We start from the raw sequence: 15721 nt of genomic DNA on the forward strand, positions 1-15721 counted from the left end.
TGGAGGGCTGTAAAGGTTCGGGGGGCGCTCTGTGAGGGTCTCCGGCGGGTTGTGAGGGTTCAGTGCCGGTAGAAGATCCGGTCGCCGTACTCCTCCATCACCCGGCCGTTCCACTCGTGGCCGCCGTCGACGTTGCCGGAGCGCAGCAGCGGGGGCTCGATGCCGCGGTCGGCCAGGGCGCCCGCCGCCGTGGCCATGACGGCCTGCATGAGGGCCGAGGTGACCACGGTGGAGGCCGGGGCGAAGGGGGCGGGCACCGTGTCCAGGGTCAGCTCGGCGTCGCCGACCGCGATCCTGGAGTCGAGGACGACGTCGCAGTGGTCCTTCAGGAACGTGCCGGAGACGTGCCGTGACTTCGTCTCCGTCGCGTACGCCACCGACGTCACGCCGATGACCTTCACGCCCAGGGCGCGGGCGTTCATGGCCATCTCCACCGGGAGCGCGTTGCGCCCGGAGAGGGAGATGATCACAAGTACGTCGTCGGCGCGCAGCGGTGAGGTGTCCAGGACCGCCGACGCGAGGCCGTCGACCCGCTCCAGCGCCGAGCCCAGGGTCGCGGGCACCACGTCCACGCCCACCACACCCGGTACGACCAGCAGGTTCATCAGCGCGAGACCGCCCGCGCGGTAGACGACGTCCTGCGCGGGCAGCGAGGAGTGCCCGGCGCCGAAGGCGAACAGCCGCCCGCCCCCGGCGACCGCGTCGGCGAGCAGTTCGCCCGCCGCCTCGATGTTCCCGGCCTCTTCGTCGCGGACCTTCTGCAGCAGCCCGATCGCGGCGTCGAAGAACTGGCCGGACAGCTTGCGGTCGCTCATGCGCGGGGCCCCTTTGCCGTGGGAATTCCGTGGGCGGTCGTGATCCGTGTCGCGGATCACGGTGCGGTCTGGACCACTGCGGTGTCAATACGGCGACGGCGCGGTCACCGTGCGCGTCGGGGCGGGCGCCGCGCAGGGGCGGGTACCCGGCCGCGCATGGGAGTGCACAAGGCCGCGCATGGGCGTGTACAAGGGCGAAACCCCCTGGTTTCAACGGCGCGGCACGGTTGTCAGCGCTATGCGTCAGAATTGGAGCCAGGGCCAGCGCACGCCGCGAAGCTGTCGTGCTTCCGGCAGATCTCATCGAGGGGCACGTATGTCCGGACTGATCGACACCACGGAGATGTATCTCCGCACCATCCTCGAACTGGAAGAGGAAGGTGTGGTCCCGATGCGTGCCCGGATCGCCGAGCGGCTCGACCAGAGCGGGCCGACCGTCAGCCAGACGGTGGCGCGGATGGAGCGGGACGGCCTGGTGTCCGTCGCCTCCGACCGCCACCTGGAGCTCACGGACGAGGGCCGCCGCCTGGCCACCCGTGTGATGCGCAAGCACCGGCTCGCCGAGTGCCTGCTCGTCGACGTGATCGGCCTGGAGTGGGAGCAGGTGCACGCCGAGGCCTGTCGCTGGGAGCACGTGATGAGCGAGGCCGTCGAGCGCCGCGTCCTGGAACTGCTCCGCCACCCCACCGAGTCCCCGTACGGCAACCCGATCCCCGGCCTTGAGGAGCTGGGCGAGAAGGACGGCGCCGACCCGTTCCTCGACGAGGGCATGGTCTCGCTGGCGGAGCTGGACCCGGGCGCGGACGGCAAGACCGTCGTCGTGCGCCGGATCGGCGAGCCGATCCAGACCGACGCGCAGCTGATGTACACGCTCCGGCGGGCCGGAGTGCAGCCCGGTTCGGTGGTGAGCGTGACCGAGTCCGCGGGCGGTGTGCTGGTGGGCAGCGGTGGTGAGGCGGCCGAGCTGGAGGCGGACATCGCCTCGCACGTGTTCGTCGCCAAGCGCTGAGCCCCGTCTGCCTGCCGGACCCGCCCGGTCGTACACAACTCCTGGTGTCACAGGGGGAGTTGGGGCGGCGCAGCGATCGCGCCGAATCCATGATTCAGTGCGTCGAATCGCAGCGCTCGGGCGCCGCGCGTGCGAGGCTGTCGCGGTAGGCATATGACCTGAGGGGGTCGGAGGATGTGCCGCAGCCGTGTGGAGGGCCCCGGCGCCTTACGGCGCCGGGGCCTGTCCTCCCCTGTTCTGACCCGGAGCCCCGAGCTCCCAGGGTCATTCCCCTCGGACCGTTTTCCCCGAGCGGTCCGCCTCCCGTTGAAGATCTCCCCTCGGCCACGACGGTCAATCCTTGAGGGAGGTCACTCGAATGAGGGGTGTTGCCCGCCGAGACGGCATTTTCGAATAGGGGTTCGATAATCTGCGGGTGACGGACACTCCGACAACACACAGCACGCGAGGCTCGCGTGACCGACGCACAGGCACGGCAGGCGGACCTTAGGGGGGTGCCAGGACCTATGGCGCGGCGCATCGACGTGACCGGGAAGGGCGGGGTACGCCTCGCGGCCTGGGAGTTCGGCGACCCACCCAAGGACGACCGCACGGCCCCCGAGGGCGAACCGGGGCACGGCGTGCTGTTACTGCACGGGCTGATGGGCCGCGCCTCGCACTGGGCGGACACAGCCCGCTGGCTCTCCGAGCGGCACCGCGCCGTCGCCCTCGACCAGCGCGGACACGGCCGCAGCGACAAACCGGCCAAGGCCGCCTTCACCCGTGAGGCATACGTGGAGGACGCCGAGGCCGCCCTCGAACAGCTCGGCCTCGCCCCGGCCGTCCTCGTCGGCCACGCCATGGGCGCGCTCACCGCCTGGCAGCTCGCGGCGAAACGGCCCGACCTGGTGTCGGGGCTGATCATCTGCGACATGCGGGCCTCCGCGCTCGGCGCCGCGTCCCAGCGGGAGTGGGCGGACTGGTTCAAGTCCTGGCCGTTGCCCTTCGCGACCCTCGCCGACGTCCGCAAGTGGTTCGGGGAGGACGATCCCTGGGTGGAGCGGCCCAACCCCGCGCGGGGCGAGTTCTACGCCGAGGTCATGCAGGAGTGCGAGGACGGGTGGCGGCCGGTCTTCGAGCAGGAGCAGATGCTGCAGTCCCGGGAGACGTGGGTGTACGACGCGCACTGGGAGGAGCTGGCGCAGGTGCGGTGCCCCGCGCTGGTCGTGCGGGGGCTGGACGGGGAGTTGGGGCGGGCCGAGGCGCAGGAGATGGTGCGGGTGCTCCCGCAAGGGGAGTACGCGGAGGTCGCCGACGCCGGGCACTTGGTGCACTACGACCAGCCGGAGGCGTGGCGGGCGGCGATCGAGCCGTTCCTGGACGCGGTACGTGCCGCCGGGCGCCTGTGAGCCCGGGGGGTTCTGTTCGGGGGAGGGTGCGGGTTGGTGGGGGCTTGTCGCGCAGTTCCCCGCGCCCCTGAGGGAGTTGCCGACGCCCGGCGTTCGACTGCACCGCAGGCCTGTGCCCCCGCAGGCCCGCCGCCCCGGCTTTAGATACCCCCGCCCCGTGCTGAAGAGGCCCCGGCCGAGGACCCCGCCCCGCCTGAGAAGGCCCGCCCCGGCCGAAGAGGCCCGCCCCGCCTGAGGAGGCCCGCCCTGCCTGAGAAGGCTCGCCTCGCCTGAAGAGGCCCGCCCCGGCCGAGGACCCCGCCCCGCCTGAGAAGGCCCGCCCCGGCCGAAGAGGCCCCGCCCCGGCCGAAGAGGCCCCTATCCCTTGCTCACCGCCGTCAGGATCTCCGGTAGGCGCGTCGCCGTTCTCGGGGCCGCCAGGCGTAGGCCCAGGGCTGTGAGTACCGCGCCGTAGGCCGTGCCCGTGGGCAGCAGGAACCAGGTCCAGGTGTCGCCGTCCGCCGAGATGTTGAGCCAGATCGTCAGGGCGATGACCGGGGAGCAGAGCAGGGCCGCCGCCACCATGCCGCCGAAGATGGAGATCCAGGCGAGGCCGACCTGGCCGGGGGCGACGTTCTTGTGGCCCTCCTGGGGGATGGAGTACGGGAAGCGGGCCGAGGACCAGGCGCCGGTCGCCAGCATGGCGCCGAGGAGGGCGAAGGAGAGGCCGAGTGCCTCGGGGAGGCGTTCCCAGTCGCCGAGCAGGGCCGCTGTCAGCGCGGTGACCAGGGTCGCGTAGGGGAGTGTGATCACCAGCAGGGCGAAGGCACGCGCGCGGAGTTCGACGTAGGCGTCCCGCGTGGAGGAGATCGTCATCGCGACCATCCAGAACGCGGAGGTGTCCTGCCCGAACTGGTTGTACATCTGGATCCCGAGCATCCCCGCCGCGAAACAGGCGAAGTAGATCGAGCCGGTGCCCTGGACGGCGTTGAACACCGGCACGATCAAGCCGATCGCCAGCGAGGTCACCCAGGCCGCCTTCGTCTTGGGGTCCCGCCAGATGTAGCGCAGGCTGCGCTCCATGACGGTGCCCGTGCGCCCGGCCGGGAGCAGCCGGCCGAGCCCCGTGGACTGGCGTACGGCCGTGTCGGGGGACTGGAGGGTCGAGCCGTCGGGCTCGGTCATCAGCCGCGTCAGATGCCGGGCCCATACGGCGATCAGGGCGGCCAGCGCCCCGGCCGTCAGGGCCAGTTGGAGCGCGGCCACGCCGTAGGACCCCTCGCTCGCCTCGTCCACCGCGCTGATCGCCGACGCGGGCGGCACCCAGCGCAGGACGTCCGCCGCCGGGTCGAGCTGGCCCAGTCCGGACGAACCGAGGCGCTGGGCACCGAAGTTGACGACCTGTGCGCCGACCGCGATGACCAGACCGCTCAGGACCGCCAGATCGCGGCCCTTCCTGCTGGTCAGCAGCCGGATGTTGGCGGCGGCGACGGCCCGCGCCAGGGCCACGCACACCAGCAGCCCCAGGACGGCGCCGAGCACGCCGACGACGTAGGCCGCCGTGCCGTGTGCCACCGCGATCACCGAGCCGGTGAGCAGGCAGAGGGTGAACAGGGGGCCGATGCCGACCAGGGAGGCGGCGAGCAGGGCGCCCACCAGGGGGTGGGGGCGCAGGGGGAGCATGACCAGGCGGGTGGGGTCTAGGGTCTCGTCGCCGCCGGGGAAGAACAGCGGCATCACCGCCCAGCCCAGCGCCAGCACCGCCACCAGCAGGATCACCACGGACGCGGCGTGCTCGTGGCCGCGCAGCGCGATCAGGCCGATCAGCTGGAGCGCGGCGAACAGCAGGGTGAGCACCGCCGAGGCGATGTAGGCGACGCGGCGGCCGGAGGACTGGCGCAGGCCGTTGCGCAGCAGGGACAGCTTGAGGCGGACGAAGACCGGGGTGATCGCGCTCGCGTCGCTCATCGGGCGCCGCCGCCCAGCCAGTCCAGGTCCGACCCGGCGTCCCGGCCGTGCGCCCCCACCAGTTCCAGGAACGCCTGCTGGAGGGAGGACGCCTCGCCGCGGACCTCGGCGAGCGTGCCGTGCGCCCGGATCCGGCCCGCCGCCATGACCGCGACCCAGTCGCACAGCGACTCGACCAGCTCCATGACGTGGGAGGAGAAGACGACCGTGGCGCCGGAGCCGGTGTACCGCTCCAGGACGCCCCGGATGGTCTGCGCGGAGACCGGGTCGACGCCCTCGAACGGCTCGTCCAGGAAGAGCACTTCGGGGTTGTGGAGGAGAGCGCAGGCGAGCCCGATCTTCTTGCGCATCCCGGTGGAGTAGTCGACCACCAGCTTGTGCTGGGCCCCGGCCAGGTCGAGGACGTCGAGGAGCTGGGTGGCCCGCTTGTCGACCTCGGCGCCGGGCAGTCCGCGCAACCGCCCGGTGTAGGCGAGCAGTTCGCGCCCCGAAAGCCGTTCGAACAGCCGCAGCCCCTCCGGGAGGACCCCGATGCGCGCCTTCACCGCCACGGGGTCCCGCCACACGTCGTGCCCGACGACCTCCACGGTCCCCTGGTCGGGCCGCAGCAGCCCGGTCACCATGGAGAGCGTGGTGGTCTTCCCGGCTCCGTTGGGCCCGACCAGCCCGATGAACTTGCCCGCGGGCAGCTCCAGATCGATCCCCGCGACGGCGATCTGCTGCCCGAAGCGCTTCCACAGTCCACGTACTGATACGGCCGAGGTCATGGCAGCACCCTACGGGGGGAAGGGCTGTCGGACCCGTACGCGAAGCACCGTGCTAGGGGGACTACCGGTCCCGTCCGCACGCGTAGGCGAGCGGCGAGATCAGCTCCTCCGCGTCCGGCAGCCAGCGGTTGGCCGGGGTCGGCCGGCAGGCCCACTGCACGGCGCCGCGGGAACCGAAGCGGGTGGGCGGCGCGGCCACGTAGCTGCCTTCGCCGAGCGCCACGAGGTCGAGCGAGGCGGGTGCCCAGCCGAGCTTGCGGACGAGGTCGGGCACCTTCACCGAGGCGCCCGGCAGGACGAAGAAGTGCATCCGGCGGTCCGGGGTCAGGGTCACCGGGCCCAGCGTCAGCTCCATGCGCTCCATGCGGGCCAGCGCCAGGAATCCGGCCGTCTCGGCGACGGAGATCGCGTCGAACGTACGGCCCGTGGGCAGCAGGATCGAGGACAGCGGCTGCTTGGACCACATCCGGCGGGCCACCGTCGCGCTGCCCGTGGCCTGGGTGGCCCAGTCCGCGCGCGCCGGATGCGCCCCCGGCGCATCGCAGGCGGCATCGCCGCACGAGCAGCGCTGCACCCCGTCGACGGCTTCCAGCCACGTGCCGGGAAACACGTCCCAGTGGCGCTCCTCGGCGTAGCGTACGGCGGTCTCCAGCAGCGATTCCCCGCGCTGCTTCGGAATCTGGGCGGCTTCAGTGGCCTCGATCGTCTCTTCCACGCACATCACAACTCCCGCACCCACCTCGGGTTACGCCCGTGGCGCGCGCCGGGGAGGAGCATCGATTCCGCAACTGGGGCGCATGGATGCACGTACGGGGGCGCGCGGGAGGATCCGGGGCTGGAGATGGGTAGCCACAAGCGGGGTCGGCTTCGGGCTTACCCCGGCAATCCTCGCATGTCTCGCATTTTCGGTATGTCCGCGGGGCATTGATCTTCACGGCCGGATTCATTCGGTACGAAGACACATCAACTCGGTGCGTGGGCAGGGCACCGCAGCCACAGGGGGTACGCCATGGCCGCAAGGCCACTCGTCGCGCGGCAGCCGAACGAACGGTTGCAGGCGCTCATCCAGGAAGCGGGCTGCTCGAACGCCGGGCTCGCCCGCAGGGTCAACATGTGCGGCGCCGAGCACGGCTTCGATCTGCGCTACGACAAGACGTCCGTGGCCCGCTGGCTGCGCGGACAGCAGCCGCGGGGACGCGCCCCGGCGATCATCGCCGAGGCACTCGGCCGCAAACTCGGCCGTACGGTCACCATCGACGAGATCGGGATGGCCAACGGCAAGAACCTCGCGTCCGGCGTCGGTCTCCAGTTCTCGCCGACGGTACTGGGAGCCATCGAGCAGGTCTGCGAGCTGTGGCGCAGCGACGTGGGGCGGCGGGACTTCCTGTCCGGCTCCTCCGTCGCCGCGTCCGCCCTGGTCGAGCCCAGCCGGGACTGGCTGATCTCGGCGCCGGACGCGCAGGTCGCGCGCGCGGCGGGCCCGCGCGTGGGCCAGTCCGACGTGGCGGCCGTGAAGGCGATGACGCAGGCGCTGGTCGACCTGGACCACCAGTACGGCAGCGGGCACGTGCGCCCGGTCGTCGTGCACTACCTCAACAGCGTCGTCTCGGGGCTGCTCGCCGGGTCCTACCGGGAGGCGGTGGGGCGTGAACTGTTCGCCGCGGTGGCCCGGTTGACGGAACTGGCCGGCTACATGGCCGTCGACACCGGCCAGCCCGGACTCGCCCAGCGCTACTACATCCAGGCCCTGCGGCTCGCCCAGGCCGCCGGGGACCGCGGTTACGGCGGCTACGTGCTCGCCGCGTCCATGAGCCACCTCGCGGCGCAGCTCGGAAACCCGCGCGAGATCGCGCAGTTGGCACGGGCGGCGCAGGAGGGCGCGCGCGGACGCGTCACCCCGCGCGCGGAGGCGATGTTCCACGCCGCCGAGGCCCGCGGACACGCGCTCATGGGCGATGTACGGGCCGCCCAGGTGGCGTCCTCGCGGGCGGTGAGCGCGCTGGAGGCGGCCGATCCGGCCTCCGGCGACGACCCGGCGTGGATCACGCACTTCAACGAGGCCTATCTCGCGGACGAGTTGGCGCACTGCCACCGTGACCTCGGGCAGGCCGACGCGGCGGCGCGGTGCGCGGAGCAGTCCCTCGCCGCCCTGCCGGAGACCAAGGCGCGGCGCCGGGCCATCGGCTATGTGCTCCTCGCCACAGCGCAGGTGCAGCAGCGGGAGATCGAACAGGCCTGCACCACCGGCCTGAAGGCGGTCGAACTGCTGGAGACCCTGCGCTCCAACCGCGGCGCCGACTACCTGGAGGACTTCCAGCAGCGTCTGGAGCCCTACCGGGAGGAGCCGGTGGTACGGGAGTTCGGGGCGCGGCTGGAGCTGCAGGCGGCGGCCTGAGCCGGCGGTGGTGAAAGAGTCGTATCGGAAGGGAGTTGACGCACGGCGTTGGGGGACCGGATCTGTTAGGGCCGTCACAGGGACACGGGTCACGCCCTGAGCTGCGTGGCACGCCGCTCGCGTGACCCGGTAGCGTGAGCCCGATTCCGAAGGTCCCCCATTCGTAGGAGTCCCGGTGACGCAGAGTGGACAGGGCGAGGAGCCCTCGGCGCGAGTCGCGCGCGAAGGCATCGTGCTGCCCTCCGACGGAGGCGAGCCCCTGCTCCCGGGCATGACGGGCGCCCAGGGCGCCCCGCAGCACCCGACCCCGCCGCCCGCCCCGGCGGCCCCGTCGGGCGGTCAGGCGTGGCACGGCTCCTGGGGCCCCGAGCAGCAGCAGCCGCAGGCGGCCCCGCCCGCGCAGGGCTGGACCGCGCCGCCCGCCCAGCCCTGGGCCGGACCGGACCAGCAGCCCGCGGCGCCCTCCTGGTCCACCCCGGAGAACCCCTCCCAGCCCCTGCCGCCGGAGACCCCGTCCTACGACGACCGGGGCGCGGGAGCGCTTCCCCCGGCCACCCCCTACGGGGACCGGACCGGCACCTACGGGGACCAGGCCACCCCCTACGAGGCCCCGTCCGGCTCCTTCGGCGGCCAGGGCGCGGGAGCGCTTCCCCCGGCCGTTCCGAACGGCACCCAGGGCGCGTCGGCGTTCCCGGCCGCCGGTCCCTTCGGGGACGAGGGCGCCACCCAGTACATCCCGCCCGTCGTCGACGAGGCCGCCACCCAGTACATCCCGCCCGTCGTCGACGAGGCCGCCACCCAGTACATACCGCCGGTGGGCGGCGGAGCCCTGCCGCCCGAGGTCACCCCGGAGTCGCCCGGCGAGAGCACGACCGTGCTGGGCCGGGTCCCGAGAAACGCGGCCCCCGCCCCGGCGGCCGCCGGCCCGGACGCCGAGCCCACCCAGCTCATCCCGCCCGTCCCCGCGGCGGACGGCGGCGAGCGGCAGCCGCCCGCCGAGTTCGACAACCTCTTCCGCAGCGAGGGCGGCGCCCGGCCCCAGCCCGCCGGTGCCACCCAGCAGCTGCCCCGCTTCCAGCAGCCGCAGCCCCAGCAGCCCCAGTTCATCCCGCGCCGTGAGACGCACGACGAGGAGCCCCGCCGCGGCAGCGGCCGTACCGGGTCGCGGGTGCCGCTCTTCGCGGCCGTCGGCGTCGGGATCGCCGTCCTCGGCATCGGAGCGGGCGCCCTGATGGGCAGCGGCGGCGGTGACGGCGACGACGACAACAAGACGGTCGCCGCGACGGCCCCGGCGAGCGAGTCCGCCTCCGCCTCCCCGTCGCCCTCCGTGGACCCCGTTCAGCAGCAGGCCGTGGAGCTGGACAAGCTGCTCGCGGTCAGCGGCAACAGCCGGACCATGGTGATCAACGCGGTCTCCGACGTGAAGTCGTGCACCAACCTCAGCCAGGCCGCCAAGGACCTCAGGGACGCGGCCAAGCAGCGCGACGACCTGGTGACCAAGCTGGGCGAGCTGTCCGTGGACAAGCTGCCGCAGAACGCCGAGCTGACCACCGCCCTCACCAAGGCCTGGGAGGCGTCCGCGTCGGCGGACAACCACTACGCCGCATGGGCCGACCAGGTCGCCCAGCGCCAGGGCAAGATGTGCAAGAAGGGGCAGGCCAGGAACACCCCGCAGACCGCGGCCGGGAACCGGGCCAGCGGCACGGCCAGCACCGAGAAGAACAAGGCGGCGGGCCTGTGGAACTCCATCGCCAAGCAGTACGGCCTGACCGAGCGCACGGCGACCCAGCTCTGACCGGCCGCCGCGCGGGTCAGCGCAGCTCGGCCCGCTGAAGAGTCTTCGTCACATCGACGAATCCCTTGCGGGCCGACACCAGCCGCCCGCCGCGGACCACCTGGAGCGTCACCTGGGCGTTGACCAGCTGCGGCAGACCGACCCCGGCGAAGGTCTCGGAGTACTCCCAGCTCAGCTCGGGCGTGAGACCGCCGGTGTCAATGCTCAGGCCGCCGTCGTCGAGGGCCCGGCGCACCGAGCGGGCGGTCACCTCGCCGTCGCCGATGGACTCGATCGCGGCCCGCAGGACGGTGTAGGCGATCCACGTCGTCTGCACCCCGGCGTCCGTGGGGTCGATGCGGTTGTCGCCGAAGGCGTGCGCGTTGATCACCTCCCTCATCCCGTCCCAGCGCCTGTCGCTCGCCACCGGGTACCAGCCGGTGATGTACGCGCCCTCGTAGGGCCCGGACTTCCCGCCGGAGGCGTTGATCACCGTCTGGTCGACGCTGCCCAGCACGGTCGCCGTGCGCACCCCGGTGTCCTCGCGGTGGCGCCGGAAGGAGTCCATGAAGGTGCTGGTGCGGTCCCCGAGCGCGGGCACCACACAGCCGGGGCGGGCCGGGTCGGCGGAGGCGTGCTCCAGCGCCCGCTGCGACTGCGCCGCGTACTCGGTGGCGTCCTCCGCGGCCAGCACGTCGCCCGCGTCGTCGTGGCCGCCCGCCGAGAGCCCCGAGTTCAGCAGCGGGGCCAGCTCGTCGCCCGCGATGCTGTCGGGCCGTACCAGCGACACCGGCCCGCAGGTGGCGGCCAGCTCCCGGCCCAGGCCCGCCAGCAGGCTGGGCTGGCCGCCGTTGACCGGGTAGGAGAGCGGACTGGTGAACTCGGCGGAGGTCAGGCCGTAGCCGCCGATGTAGGGGATGCCCGCGCCCTCCAGAGTGGGGAAGAAGGAGTCGCCGTGCTGGCTGTAGGAGCCGACGACGGCGACCGCGCCCTCGTCGACGGCGCGCTCGGCGCACTTCGCGGCGGCGACGCTGTCGTTGCGGTCGTTGCAGTTCAGGACGCGCAGCTCACGGCCGTTCAGCCCGCCCCTGGAGTTGATCCAGCGCGCGTACGCCAGGGCCAGCGCGGGCATGCCGGGCTTGTTGGTGGCGTCGGTGTCCTGCGGCGCCCAGGTCATCACGGTGATCGTGCCGTCGTCCCCGGCGCCCCCCGTGACACCGGGGACGACCCCGCACCCGGCGGCGAGCGACGCCGCCGCGAGCAGCGCCACCGCTCTGCCCACGGAGGCTCGGACGGGGCGCGTGAACGCGCGGGAACGGGTCCTGCTGATGCCACTCCTGCCGGTCATGGACACGCACGATTCCGCCACACGGCCAACCGGAGAGTCACTGACGGTCAAGGGAAGGTGACGCGCAGGTGAATTGAGGGGGCCGGTGCGGGCGATCCACGAAAGAACGTACGATCGATGACCGTGCAAGGCTCGGAGAACTCTTCCCGTCGTGGCCGTCGCTCCTCCACCATGGGCGGCATGCCACTGAACGACATGCCGTGGTGGCGCTGGCGCAGCAATGTGCGCTCCGCGCTGCACATGCTCTCCGACCCCGTGTTCCAGCGTGACGTCTGGCTGGCCGGCGTCGACGGCTACGGGGACGTCACCGACGCCGTGTACCGCCTGGTCGAGGACACCTGGCTGGACAACTGGTCCGCCGAGAAGTACGTCGGCACGATCTTCCGGGACTCGCAGGAGGCGGCGCTCGTCGACACCGCCGTGCTGCGGGTGCTGCGGATCATGCACCAGGTCGGACCCGACGCCCCGGTCGCCACGTACCTGGAGAACCCGGGGTGGCCGGACGCGGTGCGCGCGGCGCGGGACGCGCACGTACGGATGGCGACGAGCGACGGGGAGGACCCGGACGCACCGCCGCGCACCCTGGAAGTGCTGCGGATCATGACGAGGTCCGCGTAGCGGTTCGGGTTCTGGGACGGCCGTGATCGCAGGGCCCCGACTGTGGGACCCTGTGCTGCATGAACGAGCAGTCCACCCGAGCCGCCGCCCCCAGCGACCAGTACGTCCTCACCCTGTCCTGCCCCGACAAGCAGGGCATCGTGCACGCCGTTTCGAGCTACCTGTTCATGACCGGCTGCAACATCGAGGACAGCCAGCAGTTCGGGGACCACGACACGGGTCTGTTCTTCATGCGCGTCCACTTCTCGGCGGAGGCGCCGGTGACGGTGGACAAGCTGCGGGCGAGCTTCGCGGCGATCGGTGACTCCTTCCACATGGACTGGCAGATCAACCGGGCCGACGAGAAGATGCGCATCGTCCTGATGGTCTCCAAGTTCGGGCACTGCCTGAACGACCTGCTCTTCCGGGCGCGGATCGGGGCGCTGCCGGTGGAGATCGCGGCGGTGGTCTCCAACCACACCGACTTCGCCGAGCTGGTGGGCTCGTACAACATCCCCTTCCACCACATCCCGGTGACCAGGGACACCAAGCCCGAGGCCGAGGCGCGGCTGCTGGAGCTGGTGCGCGAGCAGGACGTCGAACTGGTCGTCCTCGCCCGCTACATGCAGGTCCTCTCGGACGACCTGTGCAAGCAGCTGAGCGGGCGGATCATCAACATCCACCACTCCTTCCTGCCGAGCTTCAAGGGCGCGAAGCCGTACCACCAGGCGCATGCGCGGGGTGTGAAGCTGATCGGCGCGACCGCGCACTACGTCACCGCGGATCTCGACGAGGGGCCGATCATCGAGCAGGAGGTCGAGCGGGTGGGGCATGACGTCACTCCGGACCAGCTCGTGGCCATCGGGCGCGATGTGGAGTGCCAGGCGCTGGCGCGGGCCGTGAAGTGGCATGCGGAGCGGCGGATTCTGCTGAACGGGCGGCGGACGGTCGTGTTCGCCTAGCAGCTCGGGGTTTCTTGTATCGCGGGCGGCTGCGGGTGATCCGTGGTCGCTCGCGCGGTTCCCCGTGCCCCTTGAAGGTCGGTCCACTGGACGTACCTCTCAGGGGCGCGACCAGCCCTCACGCACCCGCAGCCGCCCGTGAAGCCCCAACCCGCCCCTACATCCGGCTCAGCGACGCCACCGAGAACAGCACATCCCTGATGGCGTCCCGGTCGCCGTCCTGACCGGCGGCAGCCTCCTCCGGCGGTACATGCCCGGCAGCCAGGTGGCAGAACTCCACCCCGTCCAGCGCGACGTGCGCGACCTCGCGAGGGGCGACGGCGAGGCCGGACGGCGCCGGTTCCAGTGGGATCAGCCACTCGCCCCCGCCCGACCCCTCGATCTCCAGCCGCAGGCTGCGCCCCCGCGCGGGTGCGCACAGGCCCGCCTCGCGGCGGCGCGCCAGCGCGGTCGGGAGCATGCGGGCCGCGAGGTCGATCATGTCGTGGAGGTGGCGGCCGGACGGCGGCTCGTACGGATAGTCGACGGCGTCCGCGATGTCCCCCGCGTGCACCCAGCACTCGAACGCGCGGTCCAGCATCGCGTCGTGCAGCGGCAGCTCGAAGTCGCCGTAGGAGACCGGCAGGGCGCCCGCCGGGCCGCCGGTGAAGGAGACCGTGCGGACCAGGTCGTGGCTCTGCTCCCGCCAGGGCCCGCGCACCGAGCGGGTGGGCGGGAAGTGTGCGGCACCCCAGTACGCCTCGGTCCGGGAGGCGGGCGTGGGCCGCTTGGCCGGTACGTCGCCGAGCGGGTCGTCGAGGCCGAGGGCGACCGCGACCAGGCCGTCGACGGTGAGCAGGTGCGCGATCACCCCGGCGACCGTCGTACGGCGGCTGGTGGCCTGGTCGGCCCGGAACCAGCGCAGCCGTACGGGCGCGTGCCACTCGGCGTCCCCGAAGTCCTGCAGCAGCGCGTCCAGGCGGGCCGTCTCCGCGTCGTACGCCGACGCCCAGCCCGGCCACCGGGATGCGCGGCGGGCGGCGCTCCAGGCAGCCCTCCAGGACCCGGGTGCGCAGGGCGGGGTCCAGGTCGAGGCTCTCGGCGGGGTGCAGCAGGCCCACGGCCTCGCGCAGCCGCAGCGCCTCCTCGGCGCAGGTACCGCACTCCCCGAGGTGCGCCTCCACGGCGAGGGACTCCTCCGGCGAGCAGGCGGCCAGCGCCCAGGCGCCGAGCAGGGACTTCAGCACGGGGTGCGCCAGGTCGAGCGGCGGCTGCCGGACGACGTCGGGCAGCGGCCTGCCGGTGTCCTCGACGGAGGCGCGGGGCAGCGGTATGCGGGGCGGCCTGTCCGGGCCGGGGCGCTCCTCGTGCCCGTACTCCGGCTCCTCGTCCTTCTTGTGCTCCTCGTGCCCGTCGTCCCCCTCGTGGTCGTACGCCCCGGACCAGTCCGCGTCGTTCACACCGCACCCCCGTATCCCGGCGGGGCGCCGACGTCGTGGGCGGTGGAGAGCAGCTGCAGGCCCAGGCGGAGCCGGCGGCGGGCCTCGTCCTCGGTGACGCCGAGGTCGGCGGCGGTCTGGCGGTAGTCGCGGCGCTGGAAGTAGGCCAGCTCCAGGGCGGCGCGCAGCGGCACCGGCATGGCCTGGACGATGTAGTCGGCGCGGGCGGCGACCGAGGCGCGGTGCACCTTGCGCTCCAGGTCCTCGGGGGTGCCGTGGCCGCCCCGGGCCAGTGCGGCGCTCTCGGTGTCGCGCAGGCGCTGTACGGCGAACCGGTGCGTGAGATCGGCCACCCAGGAGCGCAGGGGCCCCTGCTTGGGGTCGTAGGCGTCGGGGTGCTCCCAGACGTGGACGAAGACCTGGCGGGTGATGGCGTCGGCGCCGCGCTCGTCGCCGAGGACGGTGTGGGCCAGGCCGTGGACCAGCGAGGCGAACCGGTCGTAGAGCTCGCCGAGGGCGGCGGCCTCGCCGCGTGCGAGGCGCTGTTGCATCTTGCGGTCCCAGCGGGGCGGTGCGTCCTTCTTCGCCATCCGGTCCCCTCCTCTCATGCCCCTCGGCCCACTGCACGTGCCCTGGTCAAGCCTGCTCCCACCGTGCTGTCGAATGTAGTCGGCACCTGTGACAGCGCACGCCCCTTTGTCGCAATGTGCGCCCCCTGGGAGGTCCTGGGTGGTAGTGAACCGTCGCCTACCCGGTCAACTCCTGATCGAACAAGACTGGAGACGACTGAAACAAGCCTCTTTGCGATCCTTTCTGTTTCTGACCCGGTGTTTCAGGGCACCCCCGCTGGGCAGCCGCGCTGCAAGGAAGTTGAGGGACGGCTTCCGTTTGCGGGGTTTCCGGCGAGCGAAGGGCATGGCGGTGGCGTTCAAGGTGACCTGCGAGGAGCAGGGCGGGTGGGCCGTGCTGCGCGTGTCGGGGGAGCTGGACCTGGTGACCTCGCCCGTGCTGCGCCAACGCGTGCACGACAAGGTGGCCGAGGGCCGCCACAGTCTCGTGCTCGATCTGTCCGAGGTGTTCTTCTGCGACTCCAGCGGGGTCGGCGTGCTGATAGCCGCCCGCCGTCTGGTGCGCTCCTGCCGGGGCCGGCTGCGGCTGATCCTGCCCGCGCACGGCGCGGTGGAGGGCTCCCACGTCAACCGGGTGCTCGGCGCCCTGGGCGTGCGGCGGCTGTTCGACGTCCACCCCGACCTGGACTCCGCCACCGACGAGACCTCGGGCCCGCTGTCCGCGTAGGCGGG

General features: G+C 72.4%; 13 protein-coding genes and 1 pseudogene. 7 read left to right on the plus strand and 7 right to left on the minus strand.

Features of this window, described 5'->3' with window-relative positions; genetic code table 11:
* Positions 1-59: 59 nt before the first annotated feature.
* Positions 60-815 carry an SIS domain-containing protein gene (locus ACZ7L7_RS24505; RefSeq protein ID WP_285515886.1) on the minus strand — a complete coding sequence of 252 codons (756 nt, stop codon included), beginning with the start codon at positions 813-815 and terminating at the stop codon, positions 60-62.
* Positions 816-1131: 316 nt separating this feature from the next.
* Here ACZ7L7_RS24505 and ACZ7L7_RS24510 point away from each other — a divergent pair, with 316 nt between their 5' ends.
* Together ACZ7L7_RS24510 and ACZ7L7_RS24515 are read left to right on the plus strand one after the other, a co-directional pair.
* On the plus strand, positions 1132-1824 hold the full coding sequence (locus ACZ7L7_RS24510) for a metal-dependent transcriptional regulator (protein ID WP_093724326.1): 693 nt from the start codon (positions 1132-1134) through the stop codon (positions 1822-1824).
* 506 nt (positions 1825-2330) lie between these two features.
* Entirely contained in the window at positions 2331-3212 is an 882-nt protein-coding gene (locus ACZ7L7_RS24515) for an alpha/beta fold hydrolase (RefSeq protein WP_285515887.1), read from the plus strand.
* Positions 3213-3569: 357 nt separating this feature from the next.
* Here ACZ7L7_RS24515 and ACZ7L7_RS24520 read toward each other — a convergent pair whose 3' ends face one another.
* From ACZ7L7_RS24520 to ACZ7L7_RS24530, 3 genes are all read right to left on the minus strand, one after another.
* Positions 3570-5159 (minus strand): transporter, encoded by a 1590-nt coding sequence (locus ACZ7L7_RS24520; protein ID WP_471592593.1) that lies wholly within the window; start codon positions 5157-5159, stop codon positions 3570-3572.
* Positions 5156-5926, minus strand: a complete 771-nt coding sequence (locus tag ACZ7L7_RS24525; RefSeq protein WP_453605540.1) for an ABC transporter ATP-binding protein — start codon at positions 5924-5926, stop codon at positions 5156-5158. The genes ACZ7L7_RS24520 and ACZ7L7_RS24525 overlap by 4 nt, the downstream gene beginning before the upstream one ends.
* Before the next feature lie 61 nt (positions 5927-5987).
* On the minus strand, positions 5988-6650 hold the full coding sequence (locus ACZ7L7_RS24530; RefSeq protein WP_285515890.1) for a bifunctional DNA primase/polymerase: 663 nt from the start codon (positions 6648-6650) through the stop codon (positions 5988-5990).
* 285 nt (positions 6651-6935) lie between these two features.
* Between ACZ7L7_RS24530 and ACZ7L7_RS24535 the strand changes: the two genes are divergently transcribed.
* Complete coding sequence (locus ACZ7L7_RS24535; protein WP_472077129.1) at positions 6936-8321, plus strand: transcriptional regulator; 1386 nt, start codon at positions 6936-6938, stop codon at positions 8319-8321.
* Between the two features lie 175 nt (positions 8322-8496).
* A complete protein-coding gene (locus tag ACZ7L7_RS24540) occupies positions 8497-10116 on the plus strand; it encodes a hypothetical protein (protein ID WP_472077131.1) in 1620 nt (539 codons plus the stop codon).
* A 16-nt stretch (positions 10117-10132) separates the two neighbouring features.
* Here ACZ7L7_RS24540 and ACZ7L7_RS24545 read toward each other — a convergent pair whose 3' ends face one another.
* On the minus strand, positions 10133-11443 hold the full coding sequence (locus ACZ7L7_RS24545) for an ABC transporter substrate-binding protein (protein ID WP_471592592.1): 1311 nt from the start codon (positions 11441-11443) through the stop codon (positions 10133-10135).
* A gap of 117 nt (positions 11444-11560) precedes the next feature.
* Here ACZ7L7_RS24545 and ACZ7L7_RS24550 point away from each other — a divergent pair, with 117 nt between their 5' ends.
* A complete protein-coding gene (locus ACZ7L7_RS24550) occupies positions 11561-12061 on the plus strand; it encodes an SCO4402 family protein (RefSeq protein WP_093723680.1) in 501 nt (166 codons plus the stop codon).
* A gap of 59 nt (positions 12062-12120) precedes the next feature.
* Positions 12121-13002: a formyltetrahydrofolate deformylase gene (purU, locus tag ACZ7L7_RS24555; RefSeq protein WP_285515894.1), complete on the plus strand. Its 882-nt coding sequence runs from the start codon at positions 12121-12123 to the stop codon at positions 13000-13002.
* Between the two features lie 157 nt (positions 13003-13159).
* On the opposite strand, the pseudogene ACZ7L7_RS24560 reads toward purU, so the two are convergent.
* Both ACZ7L7_RS24560 and ACZ7L7_RS24565 read right to left on the minus strand, forming a co-directional pair.
* Positions 13160-14456: pseudogene (locus tag ACZ7L7_RS24560) on the minus strand (zf-HC2 domain-containing protein).
* On the minus strand, positions 14438-15010 hold the full coding sequence (locus tag ACZ7L7_RS24565; RefSeq protein ID WP_285515896.1) for a sigma-70 family RNA polymerase sigma factor: 573 nt from the start codon (positions 15008-15010) through the stop codon (positions 14438-14440). Before ACZ7L7_RS24565 ends, ACZ7L7_RS24560 begins: the two are co-directional and overlap by 19 nt.
* A gap of 325 nt (positions 15011-15335) precedes the next feature.
* Between ACZ7L7_RS24565 and ACZ7L7_RS24570 the strand changes: the two genes are divergently transcribed.
* Positions 15336-15716 (plus strand): STAS domain-containing protein, encoded by a 381-nt coding sequence (locus ACZ7L7_RS24570; protein ID WP_285515897.1) that lies wholly within the window; start codon positions 15336-15338, stop codon positions 15714-15716.
* The last annotated feature ends 5 nt before the right edge of the window (positions 15717-15721 follow it).

Source organism: Streptomyces sp. NPDC110618 (assembly GCF_055657065.1).